General features: G+C 62.3%; 13 protein-coding genes. 4 read left to right on the top strand and 9 right to left on the bottom strand.

The window, feature by feature from the left end; translation table 11 throughout:
- Nucleotides 1–118 precede the first annotated feature (118 nt).
- The gene (locus NKI79_RS04985; protein ID WP_352800223.1) at nt 119–448 is read right to left on the bottom strand and encodes an exopolysaccharide production repressor protein; all 330 of its coding nucleotides are present in this window, start codon (nt 446–448) and stop codon (nt 119–121) included.
- A gap of 548 nt (nt 449–996) precedes the next feature.
- Here NKI79_RS04985 and NKI79_RS04980 point away from each other — a divergent pair.
- Together NKI79_RS04980 and NKI79_RS04975 are read left to right on the top strand one after the other, a co-directional pair.
- Complete coding sequence (locus NKI79_RS04980) at nt 997–1,674, top strand: sugar transferase (RefSeq protein WP_352479827.1); 678 nt, start codon at nt 997–999, stop codon at nt 1,672–1,674.
- A gap of 171 nt (nt 1,675–1,845) precedes the next feature.
- A complete protein-coding gene (locus NKI79_RS04975; RefSeq protein ID WP_352800597.1) occupies nt 1,846–3,093 on the top strand; it encodes a polysaccharide biosynthesis/export family protein in 1,248 nt (415 codons plus the stop codon).
- Nucleotides 3,094–3,171: 78 nt separating this feature from the next.
- On the opposite strand, the gene NKI79_RS04970 is transcribed toward NKI79_RS04975, so the two are convergent.
- A complete protein-coding gene (locus tag NKI79_RS04970; RefSeq protein WP_352800221.1) occupies nt 3,172–4,443 on the bottom strand; it encodes an O-antigen ligase family protein in 1,272 nt (423 codons plus the stop codon).
- Nucleotides 4,444–4,772: 329 nt separating this feature from the next.
- On the opposite strand from NKI79_RS04970, the gene NKI79_RS04965 reads away from it, so the two are divergent.
- Nucleotides 4,773–5,525 carry an SDR family NAD(P)-dependent oxidoreductase gene (locus tag NKI79_RS04965; protein ID WP_352649793.1) on the top strand — a complete coding sequence of 251 codons (753 nt, stop codon included), beginning with the start codon at nt 4,773–4,775 and terminating at the stop codon, nt 5,523–5,525.
- Nucleotides 5,526–5,565: 40 nt separating this feature from the next.
- Here NKI79_RS04965 and NKI79_RS04960 read toward each other — a convergent pair whose 3' ends face one another.
- Complete coding sequence (locus NKI79_RS04960; protein WP_352649794.1) at nt 5,566–6,147, bottom strand: DUF1349 domain-containing protein; 582 nt, start codon at nt 6,145–6,147, stop codon at nt 5,566–5,568.
- Between the two features lie 38 nt (nt 6,148–6,185).
- Nucleotides 6,186–7,622 carry an aldehyde dehydrogenase family protein gene (locus NKI79_RS04955; RefSeq protein ID WP_254816386.1) on the bottom strand — a complete coding sequence of 479 codons (1,437 nt, stop codon included), beginning with the start codon at nt 7,620–7,622 and terminating at the stop codon, nt 6,186–6,188.
- Nucleotides 7,623–7,798: 176 nt separating this feature from the next.
- Here NKI79_RS04955 and NKI79_RS04950 point away from each other — a divergent pair, with 176 nt between their 5' ends.
- A complete protein-coding gene (locus NKI79_RS04950) occupies nt 7,799–8,830 on the top strand; it encodes a hydroxyacid dehydrogenase (RefSeq protein ID WP_352800219.1) in 1,032 nt (343 codons plus the stop codon).
- Between the two features lie 27 nt (nt 8,831–8,857).
- On the opposite strand, the gene NKI79_RS04945 is transcribed toward NKI79_RS04950, so the two are convergent.
- The 5 genes from NKI79_RS04945 to NKI79_RS04925 form a co-directional block, all read right to left on the bottom strand.
- Entirely contained in the window at nt 8,858–9,343 is a 486-nt protein-coding gene (locus NKI79_RS04945) for a hypothetical protein (RefSeq protein WP_352800217.1), read from the bottom strand.
- A 103-nt stretch (nt 9,344–9,446) separates the two neighbouring features.
- Entirely contained in the window at nt 9,447–12,308 is a 2,862-nt protein-coding gene (locus NKI79_RS04940) for a nitrate reductase (protein ID WP_352800216.1), read from the bottom strand.
- Between the two features lie 3 nt (nt 12,309–12,311).
- Nucleotides 12,312–12,641, bottom strand: a complete 330-nt coding sequence (gene nirD / locus NKI79_RS04935) for a nitrite reductase small subunit NirD (protein WP_254816082.1) — start codon at nt 12,639–12,641, stop codon at nt 12,312–12,314.
- A 66-nt stretch (nt 12,642–12,707) separates the two neighbouring features.
- Nucleotides 12,708–15,158 carry a nitrite reductase large subunit NirB gene (gene nirB / locus NKI79_RS04930; protein ID WP_352800215.1) on the bottom strand — a complete coding sequence of 817 codons (2,451 nt, stop codon included), beginning with the start codon at nt 15,156–15,158 and terminating at the stop codon, nt 12,708–12,710.
- A gap of 19 nt (nt 15,159–15,177) precedes the next feature.
- On the bottom strand, nt 15,178–16,479 hold the full coding sequence (locus tag NKI79_RS04925) for an MFS transporter (RefSeq protein ID WP_352800214.1): 1,302 nt from the start codon (nt 16,477–16,479) through the stop codon (nt 15,178–15,180).
- Between the last annotated feature and the right edge of the window lie 111 nt (nt 16,480–16,590).

The raw sequence follows: 16,590 nt of genomic DNA, 5'->3' as shown, positions 1-16,590 counted from the left end.
AGGAAACGAAAGAACAGGAATGCCGACTGCCGGTGTTGTTGAGGCGAGCAATTCGTCAGAGGCCCGGCAAGCTTAACCACAGGTCACATGGACATCGCAGACCCGGCCAGGGCCGAAATCAGTGAAGGCCTCTCCTTGCGCTGAACTTCTCGCCTTCGGCCGCCTCGTTCGAACTCAGCTTTCGTTCAGCGTCGCGAATTTTGTCGGCCGGGGTCGGGGCATTTCTGGCGACCATGGCAAAGACCAGTAGAAAATAACCCATTTGGATGACTATGGCACAGCCGATGACGCGAAACAGCGTCGTGCCGAGCGAGGCGCCGCCCAAATAGGACCAGACGATCACGATCGCCAGCGCAAAACACATTCCGATAATGAACTTTGGCAGTGACATACCCGATAGCCCACCCACCGGCTCGGGAAAAAATGTCGACAAGCCCACCCCGAGCACCTCCCTTAAACTCTGCGAGCTTATTTAGGTTGCCCGCTTCTGGCCGGTTGCTTCCGGCCTAGCCCAATCTGTCTAGTCCGACAGAAACAATTTGCAACTCTATTGAGCCGCGCAATAGCCGGCAAGGGCAGCTGCGGAATAAATTTTAAACGAATCCTCGGGATCGACTCTGCCATGGTGCAATGCACACGTCGGCATCACCACTGATTGCCGGAATATCGACTCGCTCCAGTAAAATTTACGATATCGACTAGTATTTTATTGCAACATCAGTCGTTACTTTGAAATTCTAAATGACGACAAAGCTCCACAGCAGGGTATAATGAGCGATTCGCCTAAAATCAGCCTCAAAATTGGACTAGCTTTTCCAAAATCGCCCATAATCCGTCTCTTTTGCGACATAAAGGCGAAATTTTGTGCAGGACGAGTTTATTATTTAGTCAGTTCATGACGCGACTATTACAGCCGTCTGGGAAATTGTGTGTTGCGCTGCAGCATTTTTTTGGTATCGTGCGGTAAACCATCCGTTCAACGTATGGAGTTTACGCATGAGGGACGTAGCCAAGCCGGCCGATGCGGATTTTTCGCAGGCCGGTGTCGATTTTCCGCCACCGATCGGCGGCCTGCTCAAACGCAGCTTCGATATTGCCGGTTCGCTGATCGGCCTGGTCGCTCTCAGCCCGCTGTTCGTGATGATAGCGCTGCTTGTCAAGTTTTCCGATGGCGGGCCGATTTTCTATGGTCATAGCCGGATCGGCCGCGGAGGACGGATTTTTCCGTGCCTCAAGTTCCGCACCATGGTTCCAGACGGCGAGCGGGTGCTTGCTGCCTATCTCGCCGCGAATCCGGAGGCCAGCGCCGAATGGATCGCGACCCGCAAGCTGAAGAACGACCCGCGGATCACGCGCGTCGGAGCGGTGCTGAGGAAGCTCAGCCTCGATGAGTTGCCGCAGATCATCAACATCCTGCAAGGGGATATGAGCCTGGTCGGGCCTCGTCCCGTGGTGCGCGATGAGCTGGAGATCTATGGCAATTCGGCCGTCTATTACCTGAAATCGCGCCCCGGCCTGACCGGGCTATGGCAGGTCAGCGGACGCAACGACGTTTCCTACGACAGCCGCGTCGCGTTCGACAGGCACTATGTCGAGAACTGGTCGATGTTCGAAGACATTCGCATCATCATCAAGACCGTACCTGCGGTCTGGATGTCGCGAGGCTGCTACTGACGGCCGCTTGCTGGCCGTGCATCGAGGAGCAACTGTCCAGAATTCGGGCCCGGAACTCAGGCCCCTAACTCAGGCATCGGCAGCTCATCGGGCGGGGCAAACCAGATCGGAAACGCTCAGTTGAAAGCAGATATAATCGATATTTTTTGCACCGGCATTCTCTCCAGACGCATGCGGCGAGTACGACTTTTGACGACTTGCCTTACAGTGGCGACCGGCCTGACGCTGTCGCTGGCCCTGCCACAGTTTGCCTTCGCCGACGACTATCGGCTTGGAGCACAGGACAAGCTGACCATCCGCGTGGCGGAATGGCAGACCGTCGAAGGCACGTTCCGCGACTGGTCGGCCATCAATGGAGAATACACGGTCGGGCCCGCTGGAACCTTGTCGGTTCCCTTCGTCGGCGAGATGCCCGCATCCGGCAAGACGACTTCGGAGATCGCCGCATCGCTCGGCGAGGCGCTGCAGCGCAAGCTCGCTCTGGCCGACAGGCCGGAGGCTTCCGTCGAAATGGCGCAGTACCGGCCATTCTACATCTCCGGCGAGGTGCAAGCGCCTGGCCAGTATCCTTGTGTGCCTGGGTTGACCGTGCTGAAAGCGATGAGCATTGCCGGCGGAGCCCGGCGGACCCCGGAGAGCGGACAGCGCTACGATCGCGACCTGATCAACGCCAAGGGCAATTTCGACGTACTACAAGACCAATTGGTCAGGCTGACCGTCAAGCGCGCCCGCATCGAGGCGGAACTGGCGGACAAGCCGACATTCGCGGTGCCGAAAGAGGTGGCCGACGATCCGAAGCTGCCCAGCATCGTTGCCGATGAGACGGCGATCCTGGCGGCCGACCAGAAGAAACTCAAGCTGCGCTTGCAGGCGCTCGACGATTTGAAGGCGCTGCTGCAGAGCGAGATCGACTCGCTGCAGAAAAAGATCATCAACCAGCAGAAGCAGGTTGATCTGGCGAAGGAGCAGCTCAACGGCATCGGCTCGCTGGCGCAAAAGGGCCTGGTCGTCAACACGCGGGTTTTGAACTCGCAGCAAACCATCGCCGACCTTGAGGGCCAGATCCTGGATTACGAAACGGCGATTCTCACGGCCAAGCAGTCGATCAGCAAGGCCACCCAGGACGCCATCGATCTCGAGAACACCCAGAACTCCAGCCTCGCGACCGACCGGCAACAGACGGAAGCCGATCTCAACGAGGTGACGCTGAAGCTGAACATGGAAAAGGCCCTGATGTCCGAAGCCTTGTCGGGCAGCCCCATGCCGCAATTCTATGGCAACAACGAACCAGCGGCCTTGTCTTTTTCCCTGGTGCGGGTGGTCGACGGCAAGACCAGCGAAATCACCGCCGATGAAGACACGCCGGTGCTGCCAGGGGACGTGATCAAGGTCAAACCGGCGCCCCTGGCCATCCAGTAGCTTCTTTCCACCGGAGCGAAGCACCAACCCCGTGGGCAGCGGTCTGCGGGGTTTTTTGCCGTTTGGGATCGGCCCGCTCTAGCCTCGCACGGCGTCCGGTTCCTCCAGATGATTCACGGCGTTCCACCGGGAAGGAGCGACGGCCGGCACCCTCACCAGCTTGAAGTAGCTATAGTACAGCAGGAACGATCCCATGATGTAGGGATTGAGGGTCTCGACCTCGACGAAGGATCGGATGAACAGAAGCACCATGACGCCGGCAAGAATCACGGAGTCGGCTTGCCATGTCCTGAATATCAGCGCCGAGACGTGACCCCAGAGCGTGCGCAGGATAATCAGCGAAAGCAGTGTCGCGCCGACGAAGCCGAGTTCCACCAAGGTCTCGATGTAGGTGTTGTGGAAGTGGAAGCCGCTTCGCGCGGCGATGTAGAATTCGTTCCACAGCCGCTCGGCCTCGGAGAAGCCCTGCACCCAATAGGCCGCGTAGCCGACGCCGAGCACGGGCGATTGCTGCGCGGCATTCCAGCCCTGCTGCCAGAGGTAGGTTCGTCCGGTGAGCGTCGAATCCTTGCCGAAAAGACCAAGGACAAAGTCCATCAGCCCGAGATTCAGCGCAATCACGGTGCAGGCGACCAGCCCGCCCGCACCGATCATGAAAATCACCCGGCGATGGCGGAGCGAAAGCACCTTGCCGATGGAAAGCAGGGCGACCAGAGCGAGAACCGCCGGGGTCGATGCCATCGAAGTGGCCGAATGCGACACGACCAGTAGATAGCCCGATAGAAGGACAATCGGTACGATCAACAAAAAGCTTGTCCGGCCCCGCCTGAGAAAGGCGAGGTAGACAACGCAGAAATAGATGCCAAGCGATGCGACAAAGCCGATCTGGTTCTTGGAGCTGAACGCGCCGACGAAATTGTACGTCCCATCGAGAACGTCGTAGGAATAACTCGCGACCTTGAGCGAGTAGAGCAGGACGACGAAAATCCCGATCAGGGCGCCTATGGTCAAGGTCCGAACGCTGACGGTGCGTGCGGCAATGTAGGCGCAGGCGATATGGGAACAATATTGGACGGCCGTCCTTGCCGTGGTGCCGGGGGCTGCCGACCAGAACACCGAAAAGCAGACATAGGTTGCAAAGGCCAGCGGAAGCCAGGCGCTGGAAGCGTGCCTTAATATCTTGCGGTAGTCGACCAGGATGAGCGGCAGCCAAACTGCATAGTAGGCCAGGATCATGGCCTGGCCGAAAATGGTCGAGTAGGAGAACGCCCAGATCGAGACGGCAACGGCAAAGCTGCCATAAACCGTGTTCTTGTCCGGATCGATCAACAGAGATTTTGGAATCTTCATCTCGGTATCGGTTTTCCGTCCTTGCAGCTCAATGCCGATTCATGGGCCGATTTCATGGGCGATTCATCGGATCGATGGGAGCCTCGCCTGCAGGCGCTCGCATTGTGCAGTGCAATATAACGCATCCGGCACCGCCTGTCACCCAAATGCCAACTGGGCGCGTCGCTCCTGCAGTTCTCGCAATACCGGACGAGACGATTTGGCCAGGAGGCAGTGCCGTCCAATTGCCCGGTGCTGGCCCATCACAAGCTGTTCTAAGGCTGCGAGTCCGTGCTTGAACTTGTCCGCCGTTGACTTCACATTCGCCGCCGATTGGGAGGAGGACGAACATGTCGATGAGTTTCGCGGGACGATTTGCCGGACGATCTGCTGTTATCACCGGCGGCGCCTCAGGCATCGGCCTGGCCGTCGCGCAAAGGATCACTGACGAAGGCGGACGTGTTTCGGTCTGGGATCGCGATGCCGCCCAGATCGAACAGGCCAAGGCCATTGTTCCAGGCCTGCACAGCGTCACCCTCGACGTCGCCGACCCCATAGCGGTCGAAGCCGCCGCCGGAGAGACTATCGAAGCGCTGGGCGCGGTCGATATCCTTGTCACCAGTGCTGCCATCACCGGGCCTAACATGACGACCTGGGAGTATTCCGTAGAGGATTGGCGCCGGGTCATCGACATCAACATCAACGGCGTCTTCTTCTGCAACAGGGCGCTGGTCCCGCATATGCTCGAACGCAATTACGGCAGGATCGTCAACATCGCCTCGATTGCCGGCAAGGAAGGTAACCCGAACGCCTCGGCCTACAGCACCTCCAAGGCGGCGGTGATCGGCATGACCAAATCGCTCGGCAAGGAACTGGCCAAGACCAAGGTGACGGTGAACTGCGTCACGCCGGCGGCTGTGCGCACCGCGATCTTCCAGCAGATGAGCCAGCAGCACATCGACTTCATGCTGTCCAAAATACCGATGGCGCGATTCGGCGAGGTCGGGGAGGTGGCGGCGCTGATTTGCTGGATCGCCTCCGAGGAATGCTCGTTCACGACGGCTGCCGTCTTCGACGTCTCCGGCGGCCGGGCGACCTACTGAGACCGGCCCGACGCAAACCGCCCGACCGCATCGCGGCGCCTCAGTCGTGAAGCTCCCGCGAGATCGGCGGGCCGATCGAAAAATCGCTGAATGTCACTTCGAAACCCTCGCGCTGCGGCGAACAGCACATCATGCCGACATCGACCGTTTTCGACGGCGGGAAATAGGCAAGCCGCACCGGTTTCCAGTGCTTGTCGGACGCGTCCAGATACTGGACGCGGATCGTCTCGGCATGGCGGGTCAGGCGGATCCTGACCCCGTCGGGGTCGGCGGGAATGCTGGCCAGCGACCAGTCGGAGGCATCGTTGGTGACGACGACGGAAAAATACATCAGCCCGTCGGTGTATTCGATGCCGGCCTTGATCCAGTGCGTCTCGCTCAGGCGGACCATAAGCCCGGCCTGATCGTAAAGCACCTCATAGTGCCCCTTGACCGTGACTTCGGCGCTGAAATCGCCCTCGACCTCACGATAGAGGAAATGGCCATTGTCGCGCCAGAAGCCGTAGAACGTCTCGCGCCAGAAGTCGGTCTCCTTGCCGGTCCGTACATGCACCGTATTGTTGCCGAAGGCGTGGTGCGGCGGCGGATTGAGCCAGGTCAGGGCCGTATTCTCAGATGTCATCGATTTGCTCGCCTGCCTGGCTGGTCTGCCGTCTTTTCTTAGCCGGCAAACGTGTAAGCGGTCTTCACCGTGGTGTAGAACTCTGCGGCATAGCGGCCCTGCTCGCGCGGGCCGTAGCTCGATCCCTTGCGTCCGCCGAAAGGCACGTGGAAGTCGACGCCGGCCGTCGGCAGGTTGACCATGACCATGCCGGCTTCCGAATTGCGCTTGAAGTGCGTGGCATGCTTGAGGCTCGAGGTGCAGATACCGGAGGTCAGGCCGAACGGCGTGTCGTTGGCCACCGCCAGCGCCTCGTCATAATCCTTGACGCGGATGACGTTGGCGACCGGTCCGAAAATCTCCTCGCGCGAGATGCGCATGGCGTTGGTGGTTTCGGTGAACAGCGCCGGCTGCAAATAGAAGCCGCGGGTTTCACGATCGAGCCGCTCGCCACCGAAGGCAAGGTCCGCACCTTCCTGACGGCCGATGGCGATATAGTCTTCGTCCTGTTTGAGCTGGCTCTGGTCGACAACCGGCCCGATCTGGGTCTTGGCATCGAGAGCGTCGCCGACGACCAGCTTGGCCATGCGGTCCTTGAGCGCCTCGACGAAGCGGTCGTGGATGCCGTCCGTCACCACCAGCCGGGACGACGCCGTGCAGCGCTGGCCGGTCGAGAAGTAGGCACCGTTGATAGCGCAGTCGACGGCGACGGCAAGGTCGGCATCGTCGAGCACTACAAGCGGGTTCTTGCCGCCCATTTCGAGCTGGAACTTGCGCATGTGCTCGACGCTGGCGGCGGCGACGCGCTTGCCGGTGCCGACCGATCCGGTGAAGGTGATCGCGTTGAGGTCAGGACTGTCGAGCATGGCCTGGCCGACCACCGAACCTTTGCCCATGACCAGATTGAGCACACCCTTGGGCAGCCCGGCGCGGTGCAGGATGTCGACAATGGTCCAGGCGCTCTCCGGAACGAGTTCCGCCGGCTTGAAGACGATGGTGTTGCCGTAGGCCAGCGCCGGAGCGATTTTCCAAGCCGGAATGGCGATCGGGAAATTCCACGGCGTGATGATGCCGACGACGCCGACCGCTTCGCGGGTGATCTCGACGCCGACGCCGGGCCGCACGCTCGGCACCAGCTCGCCCGAAAGACGCAGCGTCTCGCCGGCGAAAAAATCGAATATCTGGGCGGCCCGCACGGTCTCGCCGATGCCCTCGACCAGCGTCTTGCCTTCTTCGCGCGCCAAGGCCCGGCCGATTTCATCTTTCCGCGCGGTGATCTCGTCCGACGTCTTCCTCAGCACCGCATGGCGGGCCAGCAGGCCCGATCGAGACCACGCCGGAAATGCCGCTTTCGCCGCCGCGATGGCCTGCCGAGCGTGCTCCGCGCCCCCCGATGCATATTCGCCGACCACGTCGTCGAGATTGGACGGGTTGATGTTGCGGGAGCCGGCATCGCCTACCCACTCGCCATCGATGAGGTTCTTTCGAAACGGGATCATGTCGCTGTCTTCCTTGTCGTCTTTCGATCGCCGTCTATCTGGACCACCGACCGCCGCACCGCAAGGCCGAAGAAGGCAAACTTCTCCTTCTCGACAGGCATGTGATAGGTGTCGGGGCGGGAAAAGACGATTCTAGTATGGTGCGACGCGGATCGCACGGGAGGTGAAGTATCATGTCCGACAGCGCCTTGCCCCTGGTGATCAGCGCACCCGAACCGCGCACGCTCGACCTGATCTTCACGCCGGCCGCGCTGGCGAACTTTCGATCGAAATACCGCATCGTCGAAACATCGCCCGAAGCGGTGGCGGCGCTGCCGGCCGATATCCTTGGCGAGGCGCGCTACATCGTCGGCCAGCCACCTATCGCGCCGGAGACGCTGGAAAAAATGAAGGCGCTGCGCTGCATCTTCAATGTCGAGAGCAACCTCATCAACAACATGCCCTACGAGACGCTGTTTTCGCGCGGCATCCATGTCGTCACCACCGGGCTGGTGTTTGCAGAACCGGTGGCCGAACTCGGCCTTGCCATGGCGCTCAACCTCGCCCGTGACATCGTCGACGCCGACCTCGCCTTTCGACAGGGCAAGGAGCGTTGGGGCGGCGACGGCAACCGGACGGCGCGGCTTCTTTCCGGCGCGGACGTCGGCATTATCGGCTTCGGCGATCTTGGCCGTGCGCTCAACCGGCTGCTGTCAGGCTTTCGCACGCGGACAAAAGCCTTCGACCCGTGGCTGCCGCCGTCGATCCTGATCGAAAACGGCGTTGAGCCGGCCTCTCTCGACGACGTTCTGTCGAACAGCGATTTCGTCTTCGTCGTCGCTTCGGTGACTAGCGAAAACCAGGGCTTCCTCGGCGCCGAGGCGTTTGCCAGGATGCGCAAGGGAGCCGCTTTCATCCTGCTCAGCCGAGCGGGCGTGGTCGATTTCCCGGCACTGATGGACGCCGTCCGCAGCGGCCATATCGTCGCCGCCAGCGATGTTTTTCCTGAGGAGCCGCTTGCCCAGGATCACCCGGTCCGCACATTGCCGGGGTTCCTGCGCTCCGCCCACCGGGCCGGTGCGCTCGACATCGCTTTCAAGCGGATGGGCGACATGGTGCTGGAAGACATGGACCTGGTCGACCGCGGCCTGCCGCCGATGCGTTCGAAGCGGGCCGAGCGTGAGACCGTTTCGCGCATGCGTTCGAAGCCGGTCGACAAGAATTAGGCCGTCTGCCCGACGGGTCGCACATGCTCAGACGGTGAAGGACCAAAACAGGCAGGCCAGTGTCGCTACGGCGAAGACGACGAAGAACAGGCTTCGCAACAGGATGTTGCGGCGCAGCTCGTTGATGAAGAGATTGCATCCGACGATGGCTGCGACAAACAGGAACCGCCAGTTCAGCAGTGCCGGGAGCACATCGCGCTGACCGAAAGCAAACCTCGCGGCGAGACATCCAACGATGACCGCAAACAACACGATGACCGTCCAGAAGATCGCATCGGCGGCATGTGTCAGGACGATGCCGGCGAGCCTGATCGGCAGAACCATCATCAGGAGTGCGCTGAAAAAATAGACCGCCGCGAGCGGAATGAACGTCCCCGCATCGGCAACGTCGCTCAGGCGCTTGGCGCCGATCGCGCCATAGGGATAGCCATGCCTGGCCACCGTCAGGCTGAGCGCCATCAGCAAGGCCGTCAGCACGGCGGCAAGCGCGAATGAGGTCAGGGCTTTGCTCATGAGGCTCCCGTTCCGAGCGAATCGAAGTCAGAACGTTGGTAGCCCATGGCTTGTAAATTGCTAGTAAGCATCATGCAGCGGCGCGGCAGAGTTCCTCGGCGCATCACTCCGCAGCTTGCAGACGCCGCCCGTCGATAATGGTCTTGATCTCGGCGCGGCAAGAGCCGCAATTGGTGCCGGCGTGAAGGGCGGCGCCGATTGCCGCGACGCTGGTACAGCCGCCGCGTACCGCTTCCGCGATCTGGTTGGCACCGACCCCGAAACAGGCGCAGACGATGGCACCGCGGTCGACGCTGTTGCCGCCCGGCCGCCCGGCGACAATCGCCAGCCGCGCCTGCCGATCGGCATGGTCAGCACCAAGTTGTTCGACCGCCCAGCCGCGCGACACCGCTACCGGCGTAGGCGCAAGATAGAGCGCGCCGACCAGCCGATTGCCTGCGAAACGGGCGAAGCGATGGTGCCCGCCGGCGATGTCGTGATAGGCGAGCGTCTCGCCTTCCATGCCTAACAGCGCGGCGGCCAACCCGGTCCAGTCGCGGCTGTCCTGCAGCGCAATTTCAAGCCGCCAGCCGGCGGGGCTGCGGGCGAGGCTCCAGTAATCGGCGTCGATCGATGCGGGCCGTTCGGCAAGCACGGCGAAGCCGAAGGCTGTGGCGGCGAACCGCTCGATGCGAGCGGCAACATTCTTTGAGGCCGGTTGGCCTGAAATCGCATCGGTCGTCGGCGCGACCAACGCATCGACACGCGCGCGGGCGGAGAACTGATCGGTCCAGTGCATCGGTACGAATACAGAGCCTTGGCGTTGACGCGCCGTCACCAGGGCGCGGACCAGCACCTCGCCATGGGCAGTCGAGACGCGGACGATCTCGGCATCGCCGATGTCGAAGTGCTGCGCATCCGACGGGTGGATTTCGACGAACGGTTCGGCCATGTGCTGCGACAAGCGCGTGCTCCTGCCGGTCCGCGTCATGGTGTGCCAATGGTCGCGCACGCGCCCGGTGTTGAGCACCAACGGGTAGTCCAGGCTGGTGCGGGTCTGTGCGGCTGGGCGGATGGCAATGAAGCGCGCCTTGCGGTCGGGCGTGTAGAAATTGCCGTTGGCGAAGAAGCGGGTGGTAAGTGAGGCTCGTCTTGCCTGAACCCCCAAGTCTTTTTCACTTTCAGCCTGAGCACCCCCCTCTGGCCTGCCGGCCATCTCCCCCGCAAGGGGGGAGATTGGCAGCTTTGGCGCCGGCTCTCCCCTTGCGGCATTGGAGATTAGCGAAGGCCGTGATGATAGCCGATCTCCCCCCTTGCGGGGGAGATGGCCGGCAGGCCAGAGGGGGGTGGCTTGGCTCGGCGCTGGCCACTGGAATGGCGCCAACTCCTCATAGGTCTCTGCATCCACATCGGCATAAGCGCCGATGTCGAAATCGCGAGCACTATCATTCTCGAATGCCGACAACGCCGCGTGCTCGGCGAAGATGTCGGCCGGCGACACATGCGAAAACGCCTCGCCAAAACCCATCCGCTTGGCCACTTCGGCGATGATCCACCAGTCGGCTCTTGCCTCGCCGGGCGTGGTCAAAAAGGCGCGCTGGCGCGAGATGCGGCGTTCCGAATTGGTGACGGTGCCGTCCTTCTCGCCCCATGCCGCCGCCGGCAGCCGGACATGGGCGTGGCGGACCGTGTCGGTCTCGCCCAGCACGTCCGACACCACGACAAACGGGCAGGCCTTGATCGCCGCTTCGACGGCATCGGCATCCGGCATCGAATCGACTGGGTTGGTCGCCATGATCCACAGCGCCTTGATGCGTCCGTCCGCCACCGCCTCGAACATCTCGACCGCCTTCAGGCCGGGTTTTTCGGCGACAGCCGGCGCGTTCCAGAAGCGCTGCACGCGGTTCCGGTGCTCGGGGTTTTCGAGCTCCATGTGGGCGGCCAGCATGTTGGCCATGCCGCCGACCTCACGGCCGCCCATGGCGTTGGGCTGGCCGGTCACCGAGAATGGCCCGGCGCCGGGCTTGCCGATGCTGCCGGTGGCTAGATGACAGTTGATGATAGCGTTGACCTTGTCGGTGCCCGAAGACGACTGGTTCACGCCCTGGCTGTAGACGGTCACCGTCTTCGCCGTCGCGGCAAACAGACTGTAGAAGCGGCCCAGTTCATCCTCGCCAAGGCCGGTGGCTGCGGCGATGCCGGCCAGGTCGAGCGCCGAGGCGGCGAAAAGCGCTTGCCCGAAGCCGGTGGTGTGCGCCGTGATATAGGTGCGGTCCAACGCGTTGTGCTGGCCGAGATAGGCGAGCAGGCCGGTGAACAAAGCAACGTCGCCATCGGGCGCGATCGCCAGATGCATGTCGGCGATGTCCGACGTCATGGTGCGGCGTGGGTCGATCAGCACCACCTTCATCTCGGGCCGCTTTTCCCGGGCCGCCGCGATGCGCTGGTAGAGCACCGGATGGCACCAGGCGAGATTGGAGCCGACCAGCACGATCAGGTCGGCAAGTTCCAGATCATCGTAATTTCCCGGAACGGTGTCCGAGCCAAAGGCGCGGCGGTGGCCGGCGACGGACGATGCCATGCACAGGCGCGAATTGGTGTCGATATTGGCCGAGCCGATGAAACCTTTCATCAGCTTGTTGGCGACGTAATAGTCCTCGGTCAGCAACTGGCCGGAGACGTAGAGGGCGACCGAATCGGGGCCGTGTTCGGCAATGGTTTGCGAGAAAGTCGAAGCGACAAGGTCGAGCGCTTCGTCCCAGCCGGCGCGGCGACCGTGGATTTCCGGATGAAGCAGCCTGCCTTCGAGATCGGTGGTCTCGGCCAGCGCCGAGCCTTTGGAGCAGAGCCGGCCGAAATTCGCCGGGTGGTCCGGGTCGCCACGAACGGTTATTTCACCGTCCGCGGCGACCTTCGCCAGCACGCCGCAACCCACCCCACAATAGGGACAGGTGGTCCTCACCTCGCGCGCTTCATTAATCTGCATGGTTCACGCCGCGCGGCTGGCCAGCGCTTCCAGCGCAATGAACAGCCGCTCGCCGTCGATCCGCACCGCGATGGTGCGCACCGCGCCCTCGTCGGCGCCAAGCGCCTTGCCTGTCTCCAGCGAGATCACCCAATTGTGCAAGGGACAGGTCACAGCCGTGCCATGGACGATGCCCTGGCTGAGCGGCCCACCTTTGTGCGGGCAATGGTCATCGATGGCAAAGACCTGATCGTCAGCCGTACGAAAGACGGCGATCTTGCCTTCGGGCGTTGCCACGCAGCGCGCACCGCGACGCGGAATGTCAGACAGGGAGCCGATCGATACCCAATTCATGTGGCCATTCCTCTTTTGCGCGTATTCTTGTCCGAAAACCGCATTCCACTTTTCGGGGACACGCGCCTACTCCGCCGCCTGCGCAAAACCGACCGAAGCCATCGGCCGGAATTCATGCTTGTCCTTGCCGGAAGCACGTTCCGACCACGGGTCGACCTGCGCGAATTTCTGCGAAAAGACGAATCGGTCGAAATAGGCCTTGCGCTTCTCGCCATCGTCCATGATCTGACGCTTGATCTCGGCGATGCCGATGCGCTTGGCCCATTTGTAGATGCGCTCGAGATAGCGGCCCTGCTCGCGATACATCTGCGTCAGCGCCACGATATGCTCCAGCGCCTCGTCCTCGGTCTTGACCAGGCCAAGCACTTCGGTGCCCTTGATGTCGAGGCCGGCGGCGCCGGCGAAATGGATCTCATAGCCGCTGTCGACGCAGATCACGCCGACATCCTTGCAGGTCGCCTCGGCACAGTTTCGGGGACAGCCCGACACCGCCATCTTGACCTTGGCCGGCGTCCAAGAGCCCCACATGAATTTTTCGATACGGATGCCCAAGCCGGTCGAATCCTGCGTGCCGAAGCGGCACCAGTCCGAGCCGACGCAGGTCTTCACCGTGCGCAGTCCCTTGGCATAGGCGTGGCCGGAGACGAAGCCGGCCTGACCGAGATCGGCCCACACTGCCGGCAGGTCTTCCTTGCGGATGCCGAGCATGTCAATGCGCTGGCCGCCGGTGACCTTGACCATCGGAATGTCGAACTTGTCGACGACATCGGCGATGGCGCGCAATTCGGCGGCGTTGGTGACGCCGCCCCACATGCGCGGCACTACCGAATAGGTGCCGTCCTTCTGGATGTTGGCGTGGACGCGCTCGTTGATGAAGCGCGACTGGTAATCGTCGGCGTATTCGTCGGGCCAGTCGCAGACGAGATAATAGTTGAGCGCCGGCCGGCATTTGGCGCAGCCGCAAGAGGTCTTCCACTCCAGCTCCTGCATGACGGCGGGAATGGTCTTCAGGCCCTTGGCCTTGATCAGCCGGCGGACCTCGTCATGGCCAAGCGAGGTACAGCTGCACATCGGCTGGACCGCCGCGGGGTTGTATTTGTCGCCGATGGTCAGCACCATGAGCTTTTCGACCAGCCCGGTGCAGGAACCGCAGGACGCCGACGCCTTGGTGTGGGCGCGCACATCGTCGAGCGAGGTCAAGCCCTTGGCCGTGATCGCGCCGGTGATCTTTCCCTTGCATACGCCGTTGCAGCCGCAGATTTCCGCATCATCCGGCAAGGCTGCAACGGCCGCCATAGGGTCCAGGGGGGCGCCTCCCTGGTAGGACTGGCCGAAGATGAGCGTGTCGCGCATCTCGGATATGTCGGTCTGCTTCTTCTTGAGGTCGTTGAACCAGGCGCCGTCCGCCGTCTCGCCATAAAGCACGGTGCCGATGATGCGGTCGTCCTTCAGCACCAGGCGTTTGTAGACGCCGGCGGCGGCATCGCGCAGCACGATCTCCTGGCGGTCCTCGCCCTCGGCGAAGTCGCCGAGCGAGAACAGGTCGATGCCGGTGACCTTGAGCTTGGTCGGCGTGTCCATATGGACGAAAGCCGCCGTCTCGTTACCAGCCAGCTGGCTGGCGGCGACGCGCGCCATCTCATAGAGAGGCGCGACCAGCCCGTAGACCTGGCCGTTGACCTCGGCGCATTCGCCGATTGCGTAGATGTCCGGGTCGTTGCTGCGCATGCCGGCGTCGACGACGATGCCGCGATTGACGGCAATGCCGGCTTCCTTCGCCAGCACCGCGTTCGGCCTGATACCCACCGCCATGACGACGAGCGTTGCGGGAATGACGGTGCCGTCGGCAAGCTCCACCCGCTCGACCTTGCCGTTGCCGGTGATCGCCTGCGTGTTGGCCTTGGTGATGACCTTGATGCCGCGCTGCTCGACGGCACGCTGCAGGAGATAGCCTGCGGCCGGATCGAGCTGACGCTCCATCAGCGTCGGCATGACGTGCAGCACGGTGACGTCCATGCCTTGCGAGTTCAAGCCCGCTGCCGCCTCGAGCCCGAGCAGGCCGCCCCCAATGACGACAGCCTTGGCCCGCGACTGGGCGGCAAGCATCATGGCCCGGACGTCGTCCAGATCGCGATAGGTGAGCACGCCCGGCAGGTCATGGCCGGGCACCGGAATGATAAACGGCACCGAGCCGGTGGCGATGACGAGTTTGTCATAAGGTTCGGTCACGCCATGATCGGAGGTGACGGTCTTTGCCTGCCGGTCGATGGCGACGATCTTGTGGCCCTTGTAGAGGGTGATGCCGTGCTTGATGTACCAGCCGTCGCCATGGATGATGATCTCCTCATAGGCCTTTTCGCCCGACAGAACCGGCGACAGCATGATGCGGTCGTAGTTCACGCGCGGCTCGGCGTTGAAGATGGTGACCTGGTAGCGCCCAGGCGCCTTTTCCAGGAGATGCTCCAGCATGCGCCCGGGGGCCATGCCGTTGCCGATGATGACAAGTTTTTCGGTCATGTCCTGATCCACTCCGCTCTCACTCAGCCGCGTAGGAAAGGCCTGAAGCTTCGGCAGACGCCGTGCGCTCCATCCGCCGGATGGAAAAATGCATCCAGGCAAAGCAGGTGGCGACGATGACGAAGAGCAGCATGAAGCAGCTCGACCAGACGCCGGTGAGGTCGTTGAGCACGCCGAAGGCGATTGGCAGGATAAAGCCGCCGAGCCCGCCAATCATGCCGACAACGCCGCCGACCGCGCCGACACTCTGCGGATAGTAAACCGGGATGTGCTTGTAGACGGCGGCCTTGCCGAGGCTCATGAAGAAGCCGAGCACACAGGCCACGGCTATGAAGGCGAGCGGGCCGATCTCGAAATGGAAGGCGATCGGCCCGCTGATACCGCGCACGACGTAGTCTGCCGAGGGGAGAGACAGAACGAGAGTCGCGACGGCACTGACAGCGAAGGTGCAGTAGAGCACGGTGCGGGCGCCGATCCGGTCGGAAAGCACGCCGCCATAGGCGCGGAAAATACTTGCCGGAATTGAATAGGCCGCGCCGATCATGCCGGCGGTCGCAAGCCCGAAGCCGTAGACGCCGATCAGGTAGCGGGGCAGCCACAGCGACAGCGCCACGAATGCACCGAAAGCGAAGAAATAATACAAGGCGAAACGCCAGACCTGCAGGTTCTTGAGCGGCGCGAATTCCTGCAAGAAGCTTCTCGCGGGCGCTGCCTTGCCGGCGCGGCGCTCGCGAATGACCGGATCGTCGCCGGTCGTGACCCAGAAGACGGCGGCCATAACGACGAGCGCTGCCGCCCAGATCAGCGCGACCGACTGCCAGCCCCAGGAGAGAAGCACGAACGGTGCCAGGAACTTGGTGACCGCGGCGCCGACATTGCCGACACCGAAAATGCCAAGCGCCGTACCCTGCTTGCCGGCCGGGAAGAAGCGCGAGACATAGGCGACACCGACGGCGAAGGAACCCCCGGCGAGCCCAACGCCTAGCGCGGCGACCAGCATCTGCCCGTAGGTGTGCGCAAACGCGAGCAGGAAGGTCGCGACTGCCGCCGCGAGCATGGTCGCGGTGTATACCAGCCGACCGCCAAAACGGTCGGTCCAGACACCGAGCACCATACGCACGAGCGAGCCGGTGAGGATCGGCGTGCCGACGAGCAGGCCGAACTCCGTCTCGTTCAGCCCCAGCTCCTGCTTTATGCGCACGCCGATGATTGAAAAGATCGTCCACACCGCGAAGCAGACGGTGAAGGCGATGGTGGACATCACAAGCGCCTGCCGGGGGGCAGTGTCCTGGCTGCGCGCGGCTGGGAGATTTGCGGTCATTTTCTGGCTCCGGTCTGCGGCGAGGGAGGCACCGCCCTTGGCTGTTCGTTCGCGACTGTCAGCGGCGCGGCATCGGCGAACTGGTTGAAACCGAGCTGTGCACGGTCACTT

It is taken from the genome of Mesorhizobium sp. M0340 (assembly GCF_040321535.1).
Classification (GTDB): Bacteria; Pseudomonadota; Alphaproteobacteria; order Rhizobiales; family Rhizobiaceae; genus Mesorhizobium.
Note: the sequence above shows the minus strand (reverse complement) of the source record. Positions and strands in the feature narration are given on the sequence as shown.

Bases quoted from the DNA above. Each gene is read 5' to 3' on its own strand.
- NKI79_RS04975 (WP_352800597.1), top strand. From the start codon at position 1,846: ATGCGGCGAGTACGACTTTTGACGACTTGCCTTACAGTGGCGACCGGC.
- NKI79_RS04970 (WP_352800221.1), bottom strand. From the start codon at position 4,443: ATGAAGATTCCAAAATCTCTGTTGATCGATCCGGACAAGAACACGGTT.
- nirB (WP_352800215.1), bottom strand. From the start codon at position 15,158: ATGACCGAAAAACTTGTCATCATCGGCAACGGCATGGCCCCCGGGCGC.
- NKI79_RS04950 (WP_352800219.1), top strand. From the start codon at position 7,799: ATGTCCGACAGCGCCTTGCCCCTGGTGATCAGCGCACCCGAACCGCGC.
- NKI79_RS04925 (WP_352800214.1), bottom strand. From the start codon at position 16,479: ATGACCGCAAATCTCCCAGCCGCGCGCAGCCAGGACACTGCCCCCCGG.
- nirD (WP_254816082.1), bottom strand. From the start codon at position 12,641: ATGAATTGGGTATCGATCGGCTCCCTGTCTGACATTCCGCGTCGCGGT.
- NKI79_RS04940 (WP_352800216.1), bottom strand. From the start codon at position 12,308: ATGCAGATTAATGAAGCGCGCGAGGTGAGGACCACCTGTCCCTATTGT.
- NKI79_RS04945 (WP_352800217.1), bottom strand. From the start codon at position 9,343: ATGAGCAAAGCCCTGACCTCATTCGCGCTTGCCGCCGTGCTGACGGCC.
- NKI79_RS04960 (WP_352649794.1), bottom strand. From the start codon at position 6,147: ATGACATCTGAGAATACGGCCCTGACCTGGCTCAATCCGCCGCCGCAC.
- NKI79_RS04980 (WP_352479827.1), top strand. From the start codon at position 997: ATGAGGGACGTAGCCAAGCCGGCCGATGCGGATTTTTCGCAGGCCGGT.
- NKI79_RS04965 (WP_352649793.1), top strand. From the start codon at position 4,773: ATGTCGATGAGTTTCGCGGGACGATTTGCCGGACGATCTGCTGTTATC.